Source organism: Microbacterium sp. H83 (assembly GCF_001650405.1).
In the GTDB taxonomy this organism is placed as follows: domain Bacteria; phylum Actinomycetota; class Actinomycetes; order Actinomycetales; family Microbacteriaceae; genus Microbacterium.
Genome location: NZ_LWCU01000054.1, coordinates 1 through 21,489, shown reverse-complemented (window position 1 = coordinate 21,489; position 21,489 = coordinate 1). Strand labels below are relative to the sequence as shown.

Here is a 21,489-nt window from a genome sequence, read left to right as displayed (position 1 = left end):
CTTGCATGGCGCACGCCCTTCGCTCTGACCTCCGCAACGTCGCAATCGTCGCGCACGTCGACCACGGTAAGACCACTCTCGTCGACGCGATGCTCCGGCAGACGGGCTCGTTCGGCGAGCACGCCCACGTCGACGAGCGCGCCATGGACTCCAACGACCTGGAGCGTGAGAAGGGCATCACGATCCTCGCCAAGAACACGGCGATCACCTACAAGGGTGCGCACGCGAACGGCGAGGAGATCACGATCAACGTGATCGACACCCCCGGCCACGCCGACTTCGGCGGTGAGGTCGAGCGCGGCCTGTCGATGGTCGACGGCGTCGTGCTGCTCGTCGACGCGAGCGAGGGGCCGCTCCCGCAGACCCGCTTCGTGCTGCGCAAGGCGCTCGAGGCCAAACTGCCGGTCATCCTCCTGGTCAACAAGACCGACCGGCCCGACGCCCGCATCGCCGAGGTCGAGGAGGAGGCGCACGACCTCCTGCTGGGTCTCGCCTCGGACCTCGTCGACGACGTGCCGGACCTCGACGTCGACGCGCTCCTCGACGTGCCCGTCGTCTACGCCTCCGGCCGCGCCGGTGCCGCGTCGCTGACGCGGCCCGCCGACGGCTCGCTGCCCGACAACGACGACCTCGAGCCGCTGTTCGGCGCGATCCTCGAGCACGTCCCTGCCCCGTCCTACGACGACGAGGCGCCGCTGCAGGCGTGGGTCACGAACCTCGACTCCAGCCCGTTCCTGGGTCGCCTCGCGCTGCTGCGCGTCTTCAACGGCACGCTCAAGAAGGGCCAGACGGTCGCCTGGGTCCGCTCGGACGGCACCACCAGCAACGCCCGCATCACGGAGCTCCTCAAGACCCGCGCCCTCGAGCGCTACCCCGCGGAGTCGGCGGGCCCCGGTGACATCGTCGCGATCGCGGGCTTCGAGAACATCACGATCGGCGAGACGATCGCGGACCCGGAGGACGTGCGTCCGCTGCCCGCGATCACGGTCGACGACCCCGCCATCTCGATGACGATCGGCACCAACACCTCGCCGCTCATGGGCAAGGTCAAGGGCCACAAGCTCACCGCTCGCATGGTCAAGGACCGTCTCGACAAGGAGCTCATCGGCAACGTCTCGCTGAAGGTCGTCGACATCGGACGCCCCGACGCGTGGGAGGTGCAGGGTCGCGGAGAGCTCGCCCTCGCCATCCTCGTCGAGAACATGCGCCGCGAGGGCTTCGAGCTCACGGTCGGCAAGCCGCAGGTCGTCACGAAGAAGATCGACGGCAAGACCTACGAGCCGTTCGAGCACCTCACGATCGACACGCCGGAGGAGCACCTCGGCGCGATCACGCAGCTGCTGGCGAACCGCAAGGGCCGCATGGAGAACATGACCAACCACGGCACCGGCTGGGTGCGCATGGAGTTCATCGTCCCCTCGCGCGGTCTCATCGGCTTCCGCAGCGAGTTCCTCACGACCACGCGAGGAACCGGCATCGCGAACGCCATCTCGCACGGCTACGAGCCGTGGGCGGGCTCGATCACGACCCGTCAGAACGGCTCGATCGTGGCCGACCGCCAGGGCGTCGTCACCCCGTTCGCCATGATCGCCCTGCAGGAGCGCATGTCGTTCTTCGTGCAGCCGACCGCCGAGGTCTATGAGGGCATGGTCATCGGCGAGAACTCGCGCGCCGACGACATGGACGTGAACATCACCAAGGAGAAGAAGCTCACCAACATGCGTGCGGCGAGCTCCGACAGCTTCGAGTCGATGACGCCGCCGCGCGTGCTGACCCTCGAGGAGAGCCTCGAGTTCGCCCGCGACGACGAATGCGTCGAGGTCACCCCTGAGGCCGTCCGCATCCGCAAGGTCAACCTCGACGCCAACACGCGTGCGCGCGAGACCGCACGACTGAAGCGTCAGGACGCGAACGCCTGAGAATCCTCTCCGAAAGGGGCTCTGCACCGCCGAAAAGGCTGGTGCAGAGCCCTTTTCTCATGAAGCGCACAGGTGGCCCGTTGCAGAATCGTTACCTTGCGCCTGGGGCGATCTCCCGATGAGTGTCCCGATACGGGCGTACGACGACCCGAAAGTCGAACCCATGCTTCATGATTCCCGCGCGCTTCGGCGCGCCTCCGCGGCGGCATCCGCACGCGAGACCGTCCGTGGCCGCCGTCCTCGCTGGATCTTCGGATCCGTCGCCGCCGGCGTGGTCGGACTCGCGATCACCGCGGGTCTCGTCGCCGCACCCGCCGCGGGCGCCGAGCTGCCCGACGCCGTCGCCGACGTGGCCACGCTCGTCACCGGGGCGGACCCGCTCGAGAAGACGACCGACGACTCGGCCATCACCATCGCCCTCGCCGAGGACGCGATCACGACGGCGGAGGCCGTCAACACGGAGGTCGCGGCCTCGGGGCTCGACCTCGGCGGCGCTCCGACCGCGGTCGACACGGCCGACCTCACGACCTGGATCGGTCAGCTCGGCGACCGGGCGTCCCTCTCGCAGCGCGAGCTCACGAGCCTCGAGGCGTACGCCGTCACCGAGACCGAGGGCGTCGCGGCGGACACCGCAGCTCTCCAGAGCGCGTACGCCGCCGCTCAGGAGGCGAAGGCCGCTGCACAGCGGGCCGCCGAGGAGGCCGCGGCCGCCGCCGCCGCTCTCGCCGCCGCGAACACCGTCGACGGTGCGAAGGCCACCGCCCGCGAGATGGCCGCCGGACAGTACGGCTGGGGCGACGACCAGTTCTCGTGCCTGAACTCCCTGTGGACCAAGGAGTCCGGCTGGAACTACAAGGCGTACAACGCCTCGGGCGGAGCCACCGGCATCCCGCAGGCGCTGCCCGGCAGCAAGATGGCATCCGCCGGCAGCGACTGGCAGACCAACGCCGCGACGCAGATCGCGTGGGGTCTCGGATACATCTCCTCCGTCTACGGGACGCCGTGCAGCGCCTGGGGCCACTCGCAGGCCTCCAACTGGTACTGACGCGCATCCCGCATCCCGCATCCCGCATTCCGCATTCCGGAAAGACGGCCCCATGCCTCTAGGCATGGGGCCGTTCTTTCACTACCGTGAGCGATGACGGCTGGGGCGTCGTCGATTCCGAGGAGAGCGGATGGAGCCCGTCGAGCTGACCGATGTCGAGCAGAGCGTGTCCACCGGGTCGCTTCCCGGGTGGGAGCGCGTGGACGAGCTGGTGCGCGACGCCCATCGTCTCTACGCCCCGGAGCAGCGCGGCCTGGTCGCGGACTACATCCCCGTCCTCGCCGAGGTGGATCCCGACCTGTTCGGCCTCGCGCTGATCGAGTCGAACGGCGGCCTGCACGATGCGGGGGATGCGCTGCATCCGTTCTCGATCCAGTCGATCTCGAAGATGTTCGTCTACGCACTCGCGATCCAGCACCACGGCCACCGCCGCGTCCGGGAGATCGTCGGAGTGAACAACACCGGACTGCCCTTCAACTCCGTCATGGCGCTCGAGCTCAACGGCGGTCACCCGATGAACCCCATGGTGAACGCCGGCGCGATCGCGACCACGGCGCTCATGCCGGGCACCACGTCCGTCGAGCGCTGGGAGCTCGTCCGGGAGGGACTCTCGGCGTTCGCCGGGCGACCGCTGCGCCTCGACGGGGTCGTCTACGCATCGGAGGCGGAGACGAACGAGCGCAATCGAGCCATCGGACGGCTGCTCCGCAGCTACGGGCGCCTGGAGGGCGACCCCGAGGAGGCGGTCGACGTCTACACGCGCCAGTGCGCGCTGAGCGTGACCGCGCACGACCTCGCCGTGATGGGGGCGACGCTCGCAGACGGCGGCGTCAACCCGGTGACGGGGGAGCGCGTGGTCTCGGCCGACGTCTGCCGCGACACCCTGGCAGTGGTGGCGGCGACCGGCCTGTACGAGCGCTCGGGGGAGTGGCTCTTCGAGATCGGCCTCCCCGCGAAGTCCGGCGTCACCGGCGGGATCGTCGCGGTGTCCCCGGGCAAGGGCGCGGTCGCCGGATTCTCGCCGAGGCTCGATTCCGCGGGGAACTCGGTGCGCTCGCAGCTCGCCATCGGTCACCTGTCCCGGTCTCTGGGACTCAACCTCTTCGCCTCCGCTCCCGCGACGGCGACCTCCGCGTCGGAGTGAATCGTCACCCCGCCTTCTCGGACAGAGGACAACCCATGACACACGCAGAGTCCGTGGCCACGAAGACATCGTGGATGCCTCTCATCAGCCTCTTCCTCGCGCAGGTGCTGATGTCGTTCAACGTCGCGGCACTGCCGATCTCGCTCGGCGGCATCGTGAGCGACTTCGGAGTGCCGCCGACCGTGGCCAGCACGACGATCGTGATGTACGGCCTCGCCGTCGCCGCCCTCGTGATGACGGGCGCCAAACTCGGACAGCGCGTCGGCTGGGTGCTCATCTTCCGCATCGTCGTCGTGCTGTTCGCGGGGTCGGCCGTGCTGATGATCGTGTCGCCCACCGTGGGGTGGGCGATCGCCGGTCAGGCCGTCGCCGGCGCAGCTGCTGCGATCATCGTGCCGTCCATTGTCGCGCTCATCGCCGAGAACTACCGGGGTCCGCAGCAGGCGACCGCGATCGGTGCCATCGGCTCCGCGCGGGCGATCTCGGGCGTGACGGCGTTCCTCATCGGAGGGACGCTGGGCACGCTCGTGGGATGGCGTCCGATGTTCTTCATCGTTCTCGGCATCGCGGTCGTCGTCTTCGCCTTCAGCTTCACGCTGCGGGGCGACCGCGGCGACGCATCCATCCGCATCGACCTCGTCGCCTCGCTGCTGATCGGCGCGGCGATCGTGCTGCTCACACTCGGGTTCAACAACCTCAACGCCTGGGGCGCAGTCGCGGCCACCGAGTCGGCCCCGTTCAGCATCCTCGGTCTGTCGCCCGCTCCGGTCTTCATCGTGATCGGCCTCGTGCTCGGGCAGGCCTTCTTCCTCTGGACGCGCAAGCGGATGGCCGACGGCAGGGTGCCGCTGATCGATCTCAGGGTCCTCGAATCGTCGAAGGAGCGCGCCGCGGTGTACGCGATGTTCATCGTCGTGGCCCTCGAGGCCTGCGTGAACTTCACGATCCCGCTGTACATCCAGATCGTGCAGGGGCGGACGCCGTTCGACACGTCGCTCGCGATGATGCCGTTCAACCTGACGGTCTTCATCACCGCGACCCTGGTCGTGCGCTTCTACAAGCGCTATCCGCCGCGGGTCATCGGCGTCTTCGGCTTCGTGCTCACGACCGTCGCGCTCGTCTGGCTCTCGTTCGTCGTCAACAACAACTGGGAGACCGTGCCCACCATCCTCGGTCTCATCGTTTTCGGGATCGGGCAGGGAGCGCTCGTCACGCTCGTCTTCAACGTGCTGGTGACCTCGGCTCCCGCGGCGCTCGCCGGCGACGTCGGGTCCCTTCGCGGGACGACGCAGAACCTCGCGTCCGCCGTCGGCACCGCGCTCGCCGGAGCGCTGCTCGTGTCGCTCCTCGGGGTGAGCGTGGGGCGCGCGGTCATGGAGAGCCCCGACCTGCCGGCCGAGCTCGTGGCGCAGGTCGATCTCGACGCGGTCAACTTCGTCAGCAACGACGACCTGCGCGCGGTGCTCGCCGAGACCGACGCGACGCAGGAGCAGATCGACGCGGCGGTCGCCGTCAACGAGGAGGCGAGGCTCGGGACGCTGAAGCTCGGCCTGCTGATCCTCGCCGGGATCAGCGCGGTGGCGATCCTGCCGGCGTCGCGACTTCCGCGGTACAAGCCCGACGAGATCCCGGATCCGTCGCCCACCGAGGACTGATCAGCGCAGCTCCGAGATCAGCACGGCGGTCGTGCCCGCCTCCGTCGCCTCGAACACATGAGGGACGTCGCCGGCATAGGAGAGGTAGTCGCCGGGCTCCAGGGCGATCGCCTCCCCGGCGGGTCCGATGAGAGCACGCCCGGAGATCAGGACCACGTGCTCGGTCGTGCCCGCGTGATGGGGATCCGAGAGGCGGGGATCGCCCGGCTCTGCCTGGATGAGATAGACGTCGCGCCGCGCACCCGGAGGGCTCGCGGAGAGCAGGGTGGCGCTGTACGCGGAGGCTGCGGACAGGACGCCGCTGAGCTCGCCGGCGCGGATCAGCGTCGGGGCATGGGAGTGCTGATCGACGAGAACGGCGAAGGGCACGCCCAGGGCGACGCCGAGCGCCCAGAGCGTCTCCACGCTGGGGTTCCCCGAGCCGGATTCCAGCTGCGAGACGGTCGCCTTGGAGATCCCTGCGCGGCGGGCGAGCTCCGAGACGGAGAGGCCGACGGACTCGCGCTCGCGACGCAGGGTCCGGGCGATGCGGCTGCGGAGGTCGTCCATCTGTTCATCATGGCAAACGTTCGTTCGCTTGACTACCCGCCGCGCACTGTTCACAATGGTGATCATGTGTTCAGTTCGTCGAACGGCTGCGCCGTGAGCGCCGAGCGCGAGGTCTGGCGGGAAGCGTTGGGCGTCGTCCTCGCGACGAGCGCCTACGGTGTGTCCTTCGGTGCGCTCGCGGTGGCATCCGGACTCGACGTATGGCAGGCCTGCGTGCTCAGCGCCCTCATGTTCACCGGTGGATCGCAGTTCGCCTTCGTCGGCGTCTTCGCGGCCGGAGGCGTGACCGCGCTCCCGTCGGCCGTCGCATCCGCCGTGCTGCTGGGCGTGCGCAACGTGGCGTACGGGATGCGGATGTCGCCGATCGTCGGCACCACCCGCACCCGACGCATCGCGGCGGCGCACTTCACGATCGACGAGTCGACGGCGGTCGCCATCTCGCAGGGCGATCCGCGGCTGCGCCGGGTGGGCTTCTGGGTGACCGGGATCGGGATCTTCGTGGGATGGAACCTCACGACCCTGGTCGGAGCGCTCGTGGGCGACATCCTCGGCGACCCGAGGACGTGGGGCCTCGACGCCGCGGCCGCGGCGGCGTTCCTCGCGCTCCTCGGGCCGCGTCTCGCGCGCCGACAGGCCGTCGCGGTCGGCGCCGCGGCCGCCGTCGTCGCAGCGTCGCTGACTCCCTTCCTGATGCCGGGACTCCCCGTCCTCGTCGCCGCGGTCGTGGCGATCGTCGTCGGGTGGTTCAACTGGATGGGTCGCGAGGCGCAGGTCGGCGAGGCATCGACCGGCGAGGCTCCGACCGGGGGAGCGGCGTCGTGAGCGTGTGGAGCGCGATCCTCCTCGCCGCCCTCATCTGCCTCGGTCTGAAGGCAGTGGGGTACCTCGTGCCTCCGAAGGTGCTCGAGGCGCCACGCCCTGCACGGATCTCGGACCTCCTGACGGTGGCGCTGCTGGCAGCCCTGGTGGCCGTGCAGACGCTGGGCGCGGGGCAGTCGATCGTCGTCGACGCACGGGTGCCTGCGTTGCTGGTCGCCGCGGGGCTCCTGTGGCTGCGTCAGTCGTTCCTCGTCGTCGTCGTGGCCGCGGCGGCCGTCGCCGCCCTGCTGCGGCTCTTCGGCCTCGCCACCTGACGAGCCCGGCGCGCCGCCGCGCGTAGGATCGTCGTGTGCGTATCGGATGGATCTCCCGGGTGCTGTCGTGGATCGCGGCGGCGCTCGTCGGCGGCGTGTTCGGCGTGGCCGGCACCATCGGCCACAGCCTGATGTGGGGACCCGTTCCCGTGGGGCTCATCGTGGGCGCGATCGCCTGCGGAGCGATCCTCGTGGCGATCCGCGCGCTCACCCACGATCGCGGAGCCACACTGGCCTCGGGCCTGGGAATGCTCGGCATGCTCGTGCTCATCTCGGGCGTCGGTCCCGGCGGATCGGTGGTCGTGCAGGACTCGCTGAGCGGACGGGTGTGGACCTATCTGGTCGCCGGGCTGGTGCTGCTGACGGTCGCATGGCCGTCGCTGCGACGGCTGCCGACGCGCACGGACGCCTCCGCACGGCCGGTCGCGACGTCCGGGGCTCCGTCGCCTGTCGGCGGTGATGCTCCGACCCTGGGCGATCGGACCGGCAGCGAGCCGTAGACTGAGGGGGTGACGTATGTGATCGCCCTCCCGTGCGTCGATGTCAAGGACCGCGCCTGCATCGACGAGTGCCCCGTTGACTGCATCTACGAGGGCGAACGCTCGCTGTACATCCATCCGGACGAGTGCGTCGACTGCGGTGCGTGCGAGCCGGTGTGCCCCGTCGAGGCGATCTACTACGAGGACGATCTGCCCGAGGAGTGGCAGGACTACTACAAGGCGAACGTGGAGTTCTTCGACGAGATCGGCTCGCCCGGCGGCGCCGCGAAGGTCGGCGTGATCGAGCACGACCACCCGATCATCGCCGCACTCCCGCCGCAGGGCGAGTAGTCGGTGAGCGTCCACGACCTGGCGGACTACCCGTGGGACGCCGTGGTCCCTTTCCGCGAGCGCGCCGCCCGGCATCCCGACGGTCTCGTCGATCTCTCGGTCGGGTCGCCCGTGGATCCCACGCCGGAGCTGATCCGCGCGGCTCTCCGTGACGCCACCGACGCGCACGCGTATCCGCAGACCGTCGGCACCCCGGCGCTCCGCGAGGCGATCGTCGACTGGTATGCGCGACGCAGAGGAGTCGACGACCTCACTGTCGACAACGTCCTTCCCACGATCGGCTCGAAGGAGCTGGTGGCGCTGCTGCCGACGCTCCTGGGGCTCGGGGACGGCGACACCGTCGTGCACCCGCGAGTCGCGTACCCGACGTACGAGGTGGGTGCGCGCGTGGCCGGAGCGACACCGCTCGCCGTGGACGAGCCCGAGGCGTGGCCGGAGGGCACCAAGCTCATCTGGATCAACTCGCCCGGCAATCCGGACGGCCGTACCTGGACCGTCGAGGAGCTCGCCGCGGCCGTGCGCCGAGCTCGCGAGCTCGGCGCCGTGCTCGCGAGCGACGAGTGCTACGCGGAGCTGGGCTGGGACGGGCAGTGGGCGACGGAGCCGATCCCCTCGATCCTCGACCCCCGCGTCACGGGCGGAAGCCGAGCGAACCTGCTCAGCGTGTACTCGCTGAGCAAGCAGTCCAACCTCGCCGGCTACCGGGCGGCGTTCCTCGCCGGGTGCGCCGTGGTGGTCGCCGAGCTGCTGACGGCTCGGAAGCACCTCGGACTCATGCCTCCGGCCCCGGTGCAGCACGCCATGGCGGTCGCGCTCGGCGATGACGAGCACGTCGCGACGCAGAAGGAGCTGTATCGGGTGCGCCGAGAGGTGCTGCGGCCCGCTGTCGAGGCGGCCGGATTCCGCATCGACGGCTCGGAGGCGGGCCTCTACCTCTGGGCCACCGAGGGACGAGACGCCTGGGTCAGCATCGACCGACTGGCCGACCTCGGCATCCTGGCCGGTCCTGGGCCCTTCTACGGCGACCACTCGAGCGAGCACATCCGCTTCTCGCTCACCGCGCCGACGGAGCGCATCGATGAGGCCGCGCGGCGACTGCGCGACGCTGCTCTGTAGATTCCCTCCCTCGGCGCCCGCTTCTTTTGTCCGATGTCACAGTAGGCCTATGCGCCTACTAGGCTGTAGAGGCGATTCGGTCGCGTATCGACGATCTCGTTCCGACCTGGCGCACAGCGCCGTGACATCGCCACATCCGGCTTGATGAAGATCCACGAGGAGGCCCGCGTGAGCGCAGCGGCAGAGCAGCAGGCGACCGCGAAGCTGACGGTCGGCGAGACCACGGCAGAATTCCCCCTGGTGCGCGGCACCGCAGGGCACGACAGCATCGACTTCTCGACGCTCACCCGTCAGACCGGCTACACCGGCCTCGACTACGGTTTCGTGAACACGGCGTCGACGAAGTCCGAGATCACCTTCATCGACGGTGACAAGGGCATCCTGCGCTACCGGGGCTATCCGATCGAGCAGCTCGCCGGCAACACCAGCTACCTCGAGGTCGCGTGGCTGCTCATCTACGGCGAGCTGCCGTCGGCCGCCGAGCTCGCCGAGTTCGACGAGAAGATCCGTCGCCACACCCTCCTGCACGAGGACCTGAAGCGCTTCTTCTCCGCTCTGCCCCACACCGCGCACCCGATGTCGGTGCTGTCGTCCGCCGTCGCCGCGCTCTCGACCTACTACGAGGGCCAGACCGACCCGCACAACCCCGAGCACGTCGAGCTCAACATGGTCCGCATGCTCGCGAAGCTGCCCGTCATCGCGGCCTACGCGCACAAGAAGAGCGTCGGACAGGCGTTCCTGTACCCCGACAACTCGCTCGGCTTCGTCGAGAACTTCCTCAAGCTCAACTTCGGAGTCCACTCCGAGCAGTACGAGGTCAACCCCGTGATGGCCAAGGCCCTCGAGCTGCTGCTGATCCTCCATGAGGACCACGAACAGAACGCCTCGACCTCCACGGTCCGACTCGTCGGCTCGACCGGCGCGAACCAGTTCGCGTCGATCTCGGCCGGCATCCAGGCGCTCTCCGGCCCTCTGCACGGCGGAGCCAACGAGGCCGTGCTGACGATGCTCGGTCAGATCCGCGACTCGGGCCAGAGCGTCTCGCGCTTCGTCGAGCGGGTGAAGAACAAGGAAGAGGGCGTGAAGCTGATGGGCTTCGGGCACCGGGTCTACAAGAACTACGACCCGCGTGCGAAGCTCGTCAAGGAGGCCGCGGGCGAGGTCCTCGCCGAGCTCGGCGTCACCGACCCCCTTCTCGACCTCGCGCAGGAGCTCGAGGAGATCGCCCTCGCGGACGACTACTTCAAGGAGCGTCGCCTGTACCCCAACGTCGACTTCTATACCGGCGTGATCTACAAGGCGATGGGCTTCCCGACCCGTATGTTCACCGTGCTGTTCGCGATCGGCCGTCTGCCCGGCTGGCTCGCTCAGTGGCGCGAGCTGCAGCTCGACCCGCAGACGAAGATCGGCCGCCCGCAGCAGCTGTACACGGGATCTCCGGAGCGCACCTTCCAGACGCGCTGAGGCACGGCGCACGAGACGACGAAGGGCGATGCCGACGGCATCCGCCCTTTCGCGCCCGTCCTGGTCCTGACCACTTTCGGTGCCCGCGCAGACGAGAAGAGCGGATGCCATCGGCATCCGCTCTTCTCGTACGTGAGGAGGTCCGGGTCAGCGTCCCTGGCCACCGCGGCCGCGGCCGCCCTGGCCGCCGGAGCGCTGCTGACCGCCCTGACGGGAGCCGCCGGCGGGCTGGCCGCCCTGCCCGCTGCCCTGGCCGGAACGCGGACGACGACGGCGACGCGACGGGGGAGTCGACGCGGAGGCCTTCTCGCCGCCGGCCGGACGCTGCTTCGGGGCCTGACGCTGCTGCTGCACCGGGGGAGCGGGGCGCACGTGCGGTGCCCGCTCGGGCACGAGCTCGGTCACCGCGGCGGTCGTGACGTCCTCGAGGGGTGCGGAGATCGCCGCCTTGCGCAGCAGATCCTTCACGTCCCGGCGCTGCTCGGGCAGCACGACCGTGACGACGGTGCCTGCGGCCCCCGCACGCGCGGTGCGGCCGGAGCGGTGCAGGTACGCCTTGTGCTCCATCGGCGGGTCGACGTGCACGACCAGATCGACGTTGTCGACGTGCACGCCGCGAGCTGCGACGTCGGTGGCGACCAGTACGCGGACGCCGCCGTCGGCGGGATCGGACGAGAAGGCGCCGAGGTTGCGCTCGCGGGCGTTCTGCGACAGGTTGCCGTGCAGGTCGACCGCGGGGATGCCGGCGGCGGTCAGCTGCTTGGCCAGCTTCTTGGCCTGATGCTTCGTGCGGGTGAAGAGGATGCGGCGACCGGTGCCGGAGGCCAGGTCACGGACCAGCGTGGTCTTGTTCTCGGTCGAGTCGACGACGAGCACGCGGTGGGTCATCTCGCCCACCGGGACGCTGGCCTCGTCGACCTCGTGGCTCACCGGGTTCACGAGGAACCGGCGGGCCAGCGTGTCGATGCCACGGTCGAGCGTGGCGCTGAAGAGCAGGCGCTGGCCGCCGGCGGGGGTGGCGTTCAGGATGCGGGTCACACCGGGCAGGAACCCGAGGTCGGCCATGTGGTCGGCCTCGTCGAGCACGGTGACCTCGATCGCGCTGAGACGCACGACCTGCTGCTTCATGAGGTCCTCGAGGCGACCGGGGCAGGCGACGACGATGTCGACGCCGCCGCGCAGGGCCTGCTCCTGCGGACGCTGGCTGACGCCGCCGAAGACCGTGGTGACCTTGAGCCCCGCGGCGGCCGCGAGCGGCGCGACGGTCGCGGCGATCTGGGTCGCGAGCTCGCGGGTCGGTGCGAGGACCAGGCCGCGGGGGAGCCCGGAGCGCCGCGATCCGCCCGAGGCGGCGAGGCGCGCGACCAGGGGAAGGGCGAAGGCGATGGTCTTGCCGCTGCCGGTGCGGCCGCGTCCGAGCAGATCGCGGCCGGCGAGCGAATCGGGAAGGGTGTCGCGCTGGATGGCGAACGCCTCGGTCTTGCCGGATTCGGCGAGGACGGCGGCGAGGTCGGCGGGCACGCCGAGTTCGAGGAAGGAAGACACAGGAAGACTCCATCAGCACATGTCATCGATCGCATGCGCTGGTTCTGGGTGCGAGGTGGGCGACGGCGCAGAGAGCGCATCGGTTCGCCGTGCGAAAGGCCAGCGATCGGCTGGTTGGGGGAGCAGCGGGTGCGTGCTCTCTTCGGTCCTCAGAGACCCCGTGACGACGACGACGACGTCACCCGACGGGAAGAGGGGTGACGTCGTTCAGTGTATCAGCGCCCGGTCGACCGGGCTGGGAACGACCCGCGAGCCGCGGTGGCTCAGGCGTGCAGCGCCTCGTTCAGCGTGACGCCGACGCCCGCGCGCCGGACCGCCTCGACGGCTCCGCTCAGCGAGTTCCGGCGGAACAGCACTCCGTTCTCGCCGGACAGCTCGGCGCCCTTGACGGTCTTCCGGCTGCCGTCGGGCGTGACCGGCCCGTCGACGAGGACGACCTTGGTCCCCGCCGTGACGTACAGCCCGGCCTCGACGACGCAGTCGTCGCCGAGCGAGATGCCGATGCCGGCGTTCGCTCCGAGCAGTGTGCGCGCCCCGATGGAGACCCGGTGCGACCCTCCGCCCGACAGCGTGCCCATGATCGAGGCGCCGCCGCCGATGTCGCTGCCGTCGCCGACGACGACACCCTGGGAGATGCGCCCCTCGACCATCGAGGCGCCGAGGGTCCCGGCGTTGAAGTTCACGAATCCCTCGTGCATGACCGTCGTCCCGGGCGAGAGGTGGGCGCCGAGGCGCACGCGCGACGCATCGGCGATGCGGACGCCCGCCGGCTGCACGTAGTCCGTCAGGCGCGGGAACTTGTCGAGACCCTGCACCTGGATGCCGGCACGCTGCAGCAGCGGGCGCAGACGCGCCGCATCCGCCGGGAGCACGGGACCCGCGGTGGTCCAGGCGACGTTGGGCAGATGCGCGAAGATGCCGTCGAGATTCAGCTCGTTCGGGCGCACGACGAGGTGGGACAGCGCGTGCAGCCGGAGGTAGGCGTCGGCTGTCGACGCCGGTGCGGCATCGAGGTCGATGTGCAGCTGCACGGTCTCGACGGTGACGTTGCGGCGCTCGTCGGGGCCCGCGAACGAGTCGAGCGAGGACAGCGCCGCAGAGACGGCCTCCGACGAGGGTGCGACGGAGGTCACCTCGGGGAACCAGGCGTCGAGGACGGTGCCGTCGCCCGCGATGGTCGTCAATCCGGTACCCCACACGATGCGCGCCTCAGTCATGACTCCACGGTATCGCGCTCGAGCGGCGACTCCTGCCCGCATGTCGCGGGAAGTACGCTGGGGACATGGTGCTCGATCTGACCGCGTCCTCTCTCGACCTGACCCGTGCGATCTGCGACATCCCGAGTGTGTCCGGTGAGGAGAAGACGCTGGCGGATGCCATCGAGAGCGCTGTCTCCGCGTACGACCACCTCGAGGTCATCAGGCACGGCAACACCGTCGTCGCGAGGACGGATCTCGGCCGCGCCCAGCGCGTCGCGATCGCGGGACACATCGACACCGTGCCCATCAACGACAACGTGCCCACGCGCGACATCGAGATCGACGGTGCGCCCTACCTCTGGGGTCGCGGGACGGTCGACATGAAGAGCGGCACGGCGGTGCAGCTGAAGCTCGCCGCCGAGCTCTCCGCACCCTCCGTCGACATCACCTGGATGTGGTACGACAACGAAGAGGTCGAGGCGTCGAAGAACGGCCTCGCGCTGCTCGCCGCCGTCCGACCCGACCTGTTCCAGGCCGACTTCGCGATCCTCGGTGAGCCCTCGAACGGCGAGGTCGAGGGCGGCTGCAACGGCACCATGCGCGCGATCGTGCGCACCTCCGGCGTCCGGGCGCACGCCGCGCGCGCCTGGATCGGCGAGAACGCGATCCACCGCGCCGCTCCGATCCTCGCGCGTCTCGCGGAGTACCGCCCCAGGGAGGTGGCGGTGGAGGGTCTGCTCTACCGCGAGAGCATGAGCGCCGTCCGGATCTCGGGCGGCGTCGCCGGCAACGTGATCCCGGACGCGTGCGAGGTGGAGGTGAACTACCGGTTCGCGCCGAGCAAGACGGCCGCCGACGCGGAGGCGCACATCCGCAACCTGCTCGCCGGCTTCGACGTGGAGATCACCGACTCGGCCGAGGGCGCCCGCCCGGGACTCGATGCGCCGATCGCGCAGGAGTTCGTCGCGGCGGTCGGCGCGGAGCCGCGTCCCAAGTACGGGTGGACGGACGTGGCGCGCTTCTCTGCCCTCGGCATCCCCGCCGTGAACTACGGTCCCGGCGACCCGCATCTCGCTCACCACGACGAAGAGCGGGTCCCCGTCGCGCAGATCGACGCCGTCGAGCGCGGGCTGCGGGCATGGCTCAGCTCGCGCTGACGATCGCGGGCCGATGGGCGCGCATCCCTCTGCCGCTGCAGGTGGCGCTCGTGTACGTGCTCGCGAGAGCTCTGACCACCACGATGATGGTGCTGGCCGCGCTGCAGTCCACATCGCTCTCGCGCTTCGGCGCCGATCCGGGACTCGCCGACTTCGTCGTGGGGTGGGATGCGCAGTGGTACTGGCTCGTGGCCGAGGAGGGATATCCGTCCCCGCTCCCGCTCACCGCCTCGGGGGACGTCGCCGAGAACGCGTGGGCGTTCATGCCGGTCTTCGCATACGTCGCGAAGATCGTGGGTCTTCCCTTCGGCTCGTGGGGCGCAGGAGCCTTCGTCGTCTCGTTCGCCGCGGGATACGGAGCCTGTCTCGCGCTGCATCGGCTGCTCCGCGACCGGATCGGCCGACGTGCGGCCCTGTGGTCGGTGGTGCTGTTCGCCTCCGGTCCGCTCGCGGCGATGTTCCAGGTGGGCTACGCCGAGTCGCTCTTCCTGCTCCTGCTCTTCCTCGCCCTCGATCTCACGACGAGGCATCGCTACGTCTGGCTCTATGCGCTGATCCCCGTCATGGCGTTCACCCGTCCCGGCATCCTGGCCTTCGCGCTGTATCTCGGGCTGCACGGCATCCTCCGTCTCGTGCATCGGCGTCGCGATCCGCTGGCCCGACGCGAGGTCGTGCACATCCTCGCGCTCGGGGCTCTTGCCACGGTCTGCGGCTTCGCCTGGCAGGTGATCGCGGGCGTCGTCACGGGAGACGCCGGCGCCTACCTGGCGACCGAGCTGGCGTGGCGACGGAACTGGATCCTCGGCGGTGCCGAGGGGTTCATCCCGTTCGAAGGATGGATCCAGGCGTCACAGTTCTGGTTCGCGCAGTGGGGCCTCCCGCAGACGGGCGGGCCGATCCTGCTGGCTCTTCTCGTGCTCGGCGCAGCGGCCGCCCTCCTCTACGCGGCCCCCGTGCGGACGCTCGGCGCGGACCTGCGGCTGTGGAGCGCGAGCTATCTGCTGTATCTCCTCGCCGTGTTCTTCCCGCAGTCGAGCACCTTCCGGCTGCTGCTTCCGCTCAGTCCGCTGTGGGGAGCGGTGGCCGTGCCGCGCTCGCGCGTGTGGCGCATCGGCGCCCTCGTGGCCGTCCTCATCGCCCAATGGGCATGGATCTTCGCCATGTATGCACGCGGCAACACGTTCTGGCAGGTGCCGTGAATGTTAATGCTTGATGCATTTTCTTCACGGGCGACATCCAGGTTCCGGTGACACCCGATAAACTGGCTTCATACCACCGGAGGAAAAGGAGCCCACGATGGCAGCGATGAAGCCGAGGACCGGAGACGGACCGATGGAAGCCGTGAAAGAAGGGCGACTCATCATCGTGCGTGTCCCGCTTGAAGGCGGCGGCCGCCTGGTCGTCTCGGTCAACGACGCTGAGGCGAAGGAGCTTCACGACGTGCTCGCCGCCGTCGTGACGCCCGCCTGATCGACCACGGCCCGCTCTGCGGGTGCCGAAAGGGCGACGGATCACCGATCCGTCGCCCTTTTCGCACCTCTGTGCGTCAGGCGTCCGCGACGCTGATCAGCTGCAGCAGGCCTTCGCCGGACGTCGACACCGTCGCGAGCACGGCGGGCGACTCCTGGGTCTCCTGGATGAGCGAGCGGAACGCCGAGGTCACCTCGTCGCGCTGCACGGGGTCGGCGACGCGCCCTCCGGCGAGGACGCGGGGAACGATGACCATGCCGCCGGTGCGCACGAGGCGGAGGCCGTGCTCGACGTAGTCGATCACGTTCTCCGGATCCGCGTCGACCAGGACGATGTCGTAGGACGCCTCGTTCATGCGCGGAAGGACATCCGCGGCGCGACCGGTGATGAAGCGGGCCTTCGTCGCCGGGACGCGGGCGTCGGCGAACGCCTGGCGCGCTGCGGCCAGGTGCTCCGGCTCGTTGTCGATCGAGGTGAGCACCGCCTGCGGCGCTCCGCGCAGGAGCCAGAGGCCGGAGACACCGGCGCCGGTGCCGATCTCGACGATCGACCGGGCCGCCGTCGCCGCCGCGAGGACCGCGATCTGCGAGCCGAGGGCGGCGCTGACCGGCGCGGCGCCGAGCTCGACGGCGTGGGCCCGAGCTCGCGCGATCGCGGCAGGCTCGACGATGGACTCGCGGATGAAACGTGCGTTCGCATCGTTCTCGCTCATTGCCCTGGATCTCCTGCCTGAGGTATGTGTTCTCCCAGCGTATGCGCTGCGTGCGCGGCGACGGGGCAGGCGCGGCGGTAGCCTGGGGAGATGGAACTCGGGATCTCATTCGAGAAGATTCTGCTGATCGGTCTGATCGCGGTCCTCCTCGTCGGACCCGAGCGGCTGCCGCGCTATGCCGAGAGCGTCGCCAAGCTCGCTCGGCGTGCGGGCGAGTTCCTCCGCGACACCAAGAGCCGTGTGCGCGACGAGATGGGCCCGGAGATCGACGACGTCGACTGGCGCAAGCTGGATCCCCGTCAGTACGACCCTCGGCGGATCATCCGCGACGCGCTCTTCGAGGACGACAGTGCGCCGACCCCCGCCGCCGCGGCGACCGTCGTCGCGGAGCCCTCGCCCACGCCGCCGTCGGTCCCGATGCGCATCCCACGGACGCGGCCGGAGTTCTCCCGCACGAGCCCGCCGCCGTTCGACGCCGAGGCGACCTGACCGCTCACCCGATGCGGGTGCGCAGCTCCGCGATGTCGGCATCCGACAGCAGGGCGCGCGGCACGGCCGTGATCACCGAGGCGCCCCTGATCGTGAACAGCACGGCATGTCGGCCGGCCCGCAGGTTCTGGAAGGTGCTGTAGCGCACGGTCGAGGTGCGGTCGCCGGCGCCGATCTGCAGGGCATCCGCGCCGACCCTCACCCAGACCGTCGTGCCGGGCGGCATCGCGGCGCGGAGGGCCTGACGAGCCCCGGACACGGTCATCAGCACGGCGAAGGCCATGAGCCCGAGCGCCGCGACGGGCAGGAACGCACGGAAGCCGCCGGGGTCGTCGGTCGCGCGGTCGCCCAGGGCGCTGACGACGAGCACCGCGGCGAGGACCACCCACATGACGATCGCGCGCGGTCGGGTGAGCGAGAAGATCGCGGCGTCGCGGGCCATGCGGCGCAGCAGCCCCTCGTCGATCTGCAGTGTCATGGAGCCCGCCTAACGCAGGGACAGGGGCAGTGAGCGACCGGCGAGACCGCGCCCGCGACCGGCGAGACGGCGCGCCAGGCCGTGGATCGCCTCGGCCGCGGCGTCCGTCCGGTCGTCGAGGACGATCGGGGTCCCGGCGTCGCCGCCGACGCGGAGAGCAGGACTGAGCGGGATGCGGGCGAGCAGCGGCACCGTCTCGGCCTCCGACAGGGCCTCGGCGACCGCCGCCCCGCCGCCCGACCCGAAGAGATCGACGACGGTGCCGTCGGGGAGCGTGAACGGTCCCATGTTCTCGATGACGCCGATCACGCGCTGCCCCGTCTGCCTGGCCACGAGTCCGCTGCGGATGGCCACGTCCGACGCCGCGGCCTGCGGCGTGGTCACGACGAGGACCTCGGCGTGCGGGAGCAGCTGTCCGATCGAGATCGCGATGTCCCCGGTGCCGGGGGGCATGTCGATGAGGAGGATGTCGAGGTCGCCGAAGAACACATCGGTGAGGAACTGCTGCACCGTGCGGTGCAGCATGGGTCCGCGCCAGGCGACGACGGCCTCGCCGTCGCGGAGGAACATGCCGATGGAGATCGTCTTGACGCCGTGTGCCACGGGCGGGAGCATCAGGTCGTCGATCCGCGTGGGCTGCGTGCCGGCGGGGATGCCGAGGAGTCCGGGGATCGAGAATCCGTGGACGTCGGCGTCGACCAGGCCGACCGCCAGCCCTTGGTCGGCGAGTGCGACGGCGAGGTTGGCGGTCACCGTCGACTTGCCGACGCCGCCCTTGCCACTCGAGACGAGGATCACACGGGTCAGCGAATCGGGGCCGAAGGGCATCTGACGCGGCGCGCGCCCGTCGCGCAGCTTCTCGGTCAGAGCCCTGCGCTCGTCGGGCGTCATGACGCCGACCTCGACGGCCACGTCGGTCACACCGGGCACGGATGCCGCGGCGGCACGGACGTCGGACTCGATCTTCGCGGCAGCGGGACACCCGACGATCGTGAGCACGATCCCCACCGAGGCCGAGCCGTCCGAGACCGCGATCTCGCGCACCATGTCGAGATCGCCGATCGGACGCCGCAGCTCGGGGTCGGGGACGGCGGCGACCGCGGCGCGGACGGCGTCGGCGGCGTTCACGATCTCGTGCGGCCGTCCGGACGCGCGGCGTCCGGCTCGTCGTCGTGCCCGTCGAGCTCGGCCAGGAGGGCCTTGAGCTCCTGACGCAGCACATCGCGCGTCACGACCTGCGAGTTGCGCTCATCGAGCGACAGCCGCAGCGCGACGATCTCGCGAGCGAGGTATTCCGTATCCGCGAGGTTGCGCTCCGCGCGCTGGCGGTCCTGCTCGATCTGCACGCGGTCGCGGTCGTCCTGACGGTTCTGCGCGAGCAGGATCAGCGGCGCGGCGTACGAGGCCTGCAGCGACAGCATGAGGGTCAGCGCCGTGAAGCCGAGGGCGGCGTCGTCGAAGCGGAGGTGATCGGGGAGCAGCGTGTTCCAGCAGATCCAGAGCACGCAGAACAGCGTCAGGATCAGGAGGAACGCCGGCGTCCCCATCGCCCTCGCGACCCACTCCGTGAAGCGTCCGAACCGATCGCGCGACGTGGCCCTCGGGCGAGAGGTGCCCCGGCCGAGGGGCGCGTCGAGGCGAGGGGAGCGTGCCATCAGCGCACCTCCTTCGACGGGGCGGGCGCCTCGTCGATGTCGTGCGTGCGCCAGTCGTCCGGCAGCAGATAATCGAGCACGTCGTCGACGCTGATCGCGCCGACCAGCCGACGAGCGGCATCGATGACGGGCAGCGAGACGAGGTCGTAGCTCGCGAGCATGCGGGCGACCTCCGCGGCGGATGCCGTGACGGGCACGGGCTCGAGGCTGTCGTCCATGATCGCGCCGAGACGCTCGTGCGGGGGATAGCGCAGCATCCTCTGGAAGTGCACCATGCCGAGCAGGCGCCCGGTGGGCGTTTCGAACGGGGGGAGCGTCACGAACACCGCCGCCGCGAGGGCGGGGTGGAGCTCATGCCGGCGGATGAGCGCCAGCGCCTCGGCCACGGTGGCGTCGGCCGACAGGATGATCGGCTCGGGGGTCATGAGGCCGCCGGCGGTGTCGGGGCCGTAGCGCAGCAGCATGCGGACGTCCTCGGCCTCCTCCGGCTCCATCAGCTCGAGCAGCTGCTCGAGCCGGTTCGGCGGGAGCTGGGCGAGGAGGTCGGCCGCGTCGTCCGGCTCCATCTGATCGAGGATGTCGGCCGCGCGCTCGTCCCCGAGACGGTCGAGGATGTGCACCTGCTCGTCCTCCGGCATCTCCTCGAGGGCATCGGCGAGACGATCGTCGGAGAGCTCCTCCGCCACCTCGATCATGCGCTGCTGCGGCAGGTCGAGGAGGGTGTTGGCCAGGTCGGCCGCGTGGAGCTCGGAGTACGAGGCGACGAGCTGCTCCGCGGACTGGGATTCGCCGGGGGAGCGCTGCTCGGTCACCTCGTTCCAGGCCGCGAACGTCGTCGGCCCCTTCGCGAAGGGGGAGGCGCTCGTCTTGGGTCGGCGGAGGAACAGCTGACTGATCGCCCACTCGCCCAGACGGTTCGGCTCGATCGCGACGTCCTCGATGACGGCGGTGCCGCTGCCGTCGACCAGGCCGACGCGACGACCGAGGAGTTCGGCGAGCACGCGCACCTCGCCGGCGCGCGGCGAGAACCTGCGGACGTTGATGAGACCGGTGCTGATCACCTGTCCGGCTCGGATCGACGTCACGCGGCCGATCGAGAGGAACACCTGCCGTCGCCCGGGGATCTCGACGACGAGACCGATGACGCGAGGGGCCGCGGTACTTCGGTACACGATGACGACGTCCCGGACCTTGCCGAGCCGGTCGCCCACGGGGTCGAAGACGGCGCACCCTGCCAGGCGCGCGGCGAATACCCGTTGTGTGCTCACTCGTCCAGCGTAGTGCGCAGTGCCGGGGGCGTCCCTCTCGCCGCCACGGCGCGCGAACGCCGCGTCGGCTCCCGGCCTCGGCATCGACGGACGTGGAACAATGGCGGGATGAGCATGCTCAATCGTCCAGCCGACAGCCGCGATGAGGGCGAGATCGTCGCATCCACCAGGGATTACGAGAGCGCCCAGAAGACGGTCTCCAAACTGATCGCGCAGGAGGTGCCCGCCAGGGACATCGCGATCATCGGACAGAGCGTCCGAACGGTCGAGCGCATCACAGGGCGCCTCGGCTACGCGGCGGCCGCGCGATCCGGCGCGATCAACGGCGTGCTCATCGGTCTCTTCCTGTCGGCGATCCTCGTGATCGGCAACCCCGAGGTTCCCATCCAGCTGTTCGTCGGCTTCGTCTTCATCGGCGTCGCTCTCGGCATGCTGCTGAGCCTCGTGACCTATGCGATCGTGAGACGTCGTCGCGACTTCGCGAGCGTGACCCAGTTCGCCGCCGACCACTACGAGGTCCGGGTGCAGGCCGTCTCGCTCGCGAAGGCCCGCCAGGCGCTCGGAGCGGTCAAGCCCGTGGCCACGAGGGCGCCGGTCGATCTGACGGAGCCGCCCCGGTACGGCGAGCGCATCACCCCGGGAGGTCAGCCGGCGCCCACCC

Annotated in this window: 23 protein-coding genes; 15 read left to right on the top strand and 8 right to left on the bottom strand. The window is 70.1% G+C overall.

From position 1 onward, the window contains the following. The first annotated feature begins 5 nt into the window (after positions 1 to 5). From typA to A4X16_RS15670, 4 genes are all read left to right on the top strand, one after another. Positions 6 to 1,919 carry a translational GTPase TypA gene (gene typA, locus A4X16_RS15685; protein WP_067122381.1) on the top strand — a complete coding sequence of 638 codons (1,914 nt, stop codon included), beginning with the start codon at positions 6 to 8 and terminating at the stop codon, positions 1,917 to 1,919. Between the two features lie 163 nt (positions 1,920 to 2,082). Beyond that, entirely contained in the window at positions 2,083 to 2,964 is an 882-nt protein-coding gene (locus tag A4X16_RS15680) for a phospholipase (RefSeq protein ID WP_067122378.1), read from the top strand. 130 nt (positions 2,965 to 3,094) lie between these two features. Then, positions 3,095 to 4,108: a glutaminase A gene (gene glsA / locus A4X16_RS15675; protein WP_067122374.1), complete on the top strand. Its 1,014-nt coding sequence runs from the start codon at positions 3,095 to 3,097 to the stop codon at positions 4,106 to 4,108. 35 nt (positions 4,109 to 4,143) lie between these two features. Next, a complete protein-coding gene (locus tag A4X16_RS15670) occupies positions 4,144 to 5,763 on the top strand; it encodes an MFS transporter (protein ID WP_067122371.1) in 1,620 nt (539 codons plus the stop codon). Here the strand turns inward: A4X16_RS15670 and A4X16_RS15665 are convergent, their stop codons facing one another. Then, positions 5,764 to 6,312 carry a helix-turn-helix domain-containing protein gene (locus A4X16_RS15665; protein ID WP_067122369.1) on the bottom strand — a complete coding sequence of 183 codons (549 nt, stop codon included), beginning with the start codon at positions 6,310 to 6,312 and terminating at the stop codon, positions 5,764 to 5,766. It abuts the gene before it with no gap. A gap of 93 nt (positions 6,313 to 6,405) precedes the next feature. On the opposite strand from A4X16_RS15665, the gene A4X16_RS15660 reads away from it, so the two are divergent. The 6 genes from A4X16_RS15660 (at position 6,406) to A4X16_RS15635 (ending at position 10,855) form a co-directional block, all read left to right on the top strand. Then, entirely contained in the window at positions 6,406 to 7,134 is a 729-nt protein-coding gene (locus tag A4X16_RS15660; protein ID WP_067122637.1) for an AzlC family ABC transporter permease, read from the top strand. Then, the gene (locus A4X16_RS15655; protein ID WP_067122367.1) at positions 7,131 to 7,445 is read left to right on the top strand and encodes an AzlD domain-containing protein; all 315 of its coding nucleotides are present in this window, start codon (positions 7,131 to 7,133) and stop codon (positions 7,443 to 7,445) included. Before A4X16_RS15660 ends, A4X16_RS15655 begins: the two co-directional genes overlap by 4 nt. Positions 7,446 to 7,480: 35 nt before the next feature. Then, on the top strand, positions 7,481 to 7,945 hold the full coding sequence (locus A4X16_RS15650) for a histidinol dehydrogenase (RefSeq protein WP_231880399.1): 465 nt from the start codon (positions 7,481 to 7,483) through the stop codon (positions 7,943 to 7,945). Between the two features lie 9 nt (positions 7,946 to 7,954). After that, positions 7,955 to 8,275 carry a ferredoxin gene (gene fdxA, locus A4X16_RS15645; RefSeq protein WP_067122365.1) on the top strand — a complete coding sequence of 107 codons (321 nt, stop codon included), beginning with the start codon at positions 7,955 to 7,957 and terminating at the stop codon, positions 8,273 to 8,275. A 3-nt stretch (positions 8,276 to 8,278) separates the two neighbouring features. After that, positions 8,279 to 9,391 carry a succinyldiaminopimelate transaminase gene (dapC, locus tag A4X16_RS15640; protein ID WP_067122363.1) on the top strand — a complete coding sequence of 371 codons (1,113 nt, stop codon included), beginning with the start codon at positions 8,279 to 8,281 and terminating at the stop codon, positions 9,389 to 9,391. Between the two features lie 144 nt (positions 9,392 to 9,535). Continuing rightward, positions 9,536 to 10,855, top strand: coding sequence for a citrate synthase (locus tag A4X16_RS15635; protein WP_157560253.1), 1,320 nt, complete (start codon positions 9,536 to 9,538; stop codon positions 10,853 to 10,855). Between the two features lie 147 nt (positions 10,856 to 11,002). On the opposite strand, the gene A4X16_RS15630 is transcribed toward A4X16_RS15635, so the two are convergent. Together A4X16_RS15630 and dapD are read right to left on the bottom strand one after the other, a co-directional pair. Beyond that, positions 11,003 to 12,400 (bottom strand): DEAD/DEAH box helicase, encoded by a 1,398-nt coding sequence (locus A4X16_RS15630; RefSeq protein ID WP_067122361.1) that lies wholly within the window; start codon positions 12,398 to 12,400, stop codon positions 11,003 to 11,005. A gap of 263 nt (positions 12,401 to 12,663) precedes the next feature. After that, positions 12,664 to 13,617 carry a 2,3,4,5-tetrahydropyridine-2,6-dicarboxylate N-succinyltransferase gene (gene dapD, locus A4X16_RS15625; RefSeq protein ID WP_067122358.1) on the bottom strand — a complete coding sequence of 318 codons (954 nt, stop codon included), beginning with the start codon at positions 13,615 to 13,617 and terminating at the stop codon, positions 12,664 to 12,666. Between the two features lie 65 nt (positions 13,618 to 13,682). Here dapD and dapE point away from each other — a divergent pair, with 65 nt between their 5' ends. The 3 genes from dapE to A4X16_RS15610 all read left to right on the top strand — a co-directional run bounded on the left by dapE (position 13,683) and on the right by A4X16_RS15610 (position 16,226). After that, complete coding sequence (dapE, locus tag A4X16_RS15620; RefSeq protein ID WP_067122355.1) at positions 13,683 to 14,756, top strand: succinyl-diaminopimelate desuccinylase; 1,074 nt, start codon at positions 13,683 to 13,685, stop codon at positions 14,754 to 14,756. Beyond that, complete coding sequence (locus A4X16_RS15615) at positions 14,738 to 15,955, top strand: hypothetical protein (RefSeq protein WP_067122352.1); 1,218 nt, start codon at positions 14,738 to 14,740, stop codon at positions 15,953 to 15,955. The genes dapE and A4X16_RS15615 overlap by 19 nt, the downstream gene beginning before the upstream one ends. Positions 15,956 to 16,052: 97 nt before the next feature. After that, positions 16,053 to 16,226, top strand: coding sequence for a DUF3117 domain-containing protein (locus A4X16_RS15610; RefSeq protein ID WP_067122349.1), 174 nt, complete (start codon positions 16,053 to 16,055; stop codon positions 16,224 to 16,226). A gap of 76 nt (positions 16,227 to 16,302) precedes the next feature. Here A4X16_RS15610 and A4X16_RS15605 read toward each other — a convergent pair whose 3' ends face one another. Next, the gene (locus A4X16_RS15605) at positions 16,303 to 16,938 is read right to left on the bottom strand and encodes an O-methyltransferase (RefSeq protein ID WP_067122347.1); all 636 of its coding nucleotides are present in this window, start codon (positions 16,936 to 16,938) and stop codon (positions 16,303 to 16,305) included. Between the two features lie 90 nt (positions 16,939 to 17,028). Here A4X16_RS15605 and A4X16_RS15600 point away from each other — a divergent pair, with 90 nt between their 5' ends. Beyond that, positions 17,029 to 17,427, top strand: a complete 399-nt coding sequence (locus A4X16_RS15600) for a twin-arginine translocase TatA/TatE family subunit (RefSeq protein WP_067122344.1) — start codon at positions 17,029 to 17,031, stop codon at positions 17,425 to 17,427. A 4-nt stretch (positions 17,428 to 17,431) separates the two neighbouring features. Here the strand turns inward: A4X16_RS15600 and A4X16_RS15595 are convergent, their stop codons facing one another. From A4X16_RS15595 to A4X16_RS15580, 4 genes are read right to left on the bottom strand one after another with little or no spacing between them, the layout of a single operon-like run. After that, the gene (locus A4X16_RS15595; protein ID WP_067122341.1) at positions 17,432 to 17,905 is read right to left on the bottom strand and encodes a hypothetical protein; all 474 of its coding nucleotides are present in this window, start codon (positions 17,903 to 17,905) and stop codon (positions 17,432 to 17,434) included. A gap of 9 nt (positions 17,906 to 17,914) precedes the next feature. Next, positions 17,915 to 19,033 carry an Mrp/NBP35 family ATP-binding protein gene (locus A4X16_RS15590; RefSeq protein ID WP_067122338.1) on the bottom strand — a complete coding sequence of 373 codons (1,119 nt, stop codon included), beginning with the start codon at positions 19,031 to 19,033 and terminating at the stop codon, positions 17,915 to 17,917. Beyond that, entirely contained in the window at positions 19,030 to 19,560 is a 531-nt protein-coding gene (locus A4X16_RS15585) for a DUF1003 domain-containing protein (protein ID WP_067122335.1), read from the bottom strand. Before A4X16_RS15585 ends, A4X16_RS15590 begins: the two co-directional genes overlap by 4 nt. After that, complete coding sequence (locus A4X16_RS15580) at positions 19,560 to 20,828, bottom strand: magnesium transporter MgtE N-terminal domain-containing protein (RefSeq protein ID WP_067122332.1); 1,269 nt, start codon at positions 20,826 to 20,828, stop codon at positions 19,560 to 19,562. The genes A4X16_RS15585 and A4X16_RS15580 overlap by 1 nt, the downstream gene beginning before the upstream one ends. Positions 20,829 to 20,936: 108 nt before the next feature. On the opposite strand from A4X16_RS15580, the gene A4X16_RS15575 reads away from it, so the two are divergent. Next, on the top strand, positions 20,937 to 21,489 hold a 553-nt coding region (locus tag A4X16_RS15575), incomplete at its 3' end, for a general stress protein (RefSeq protein WP_067122330.1).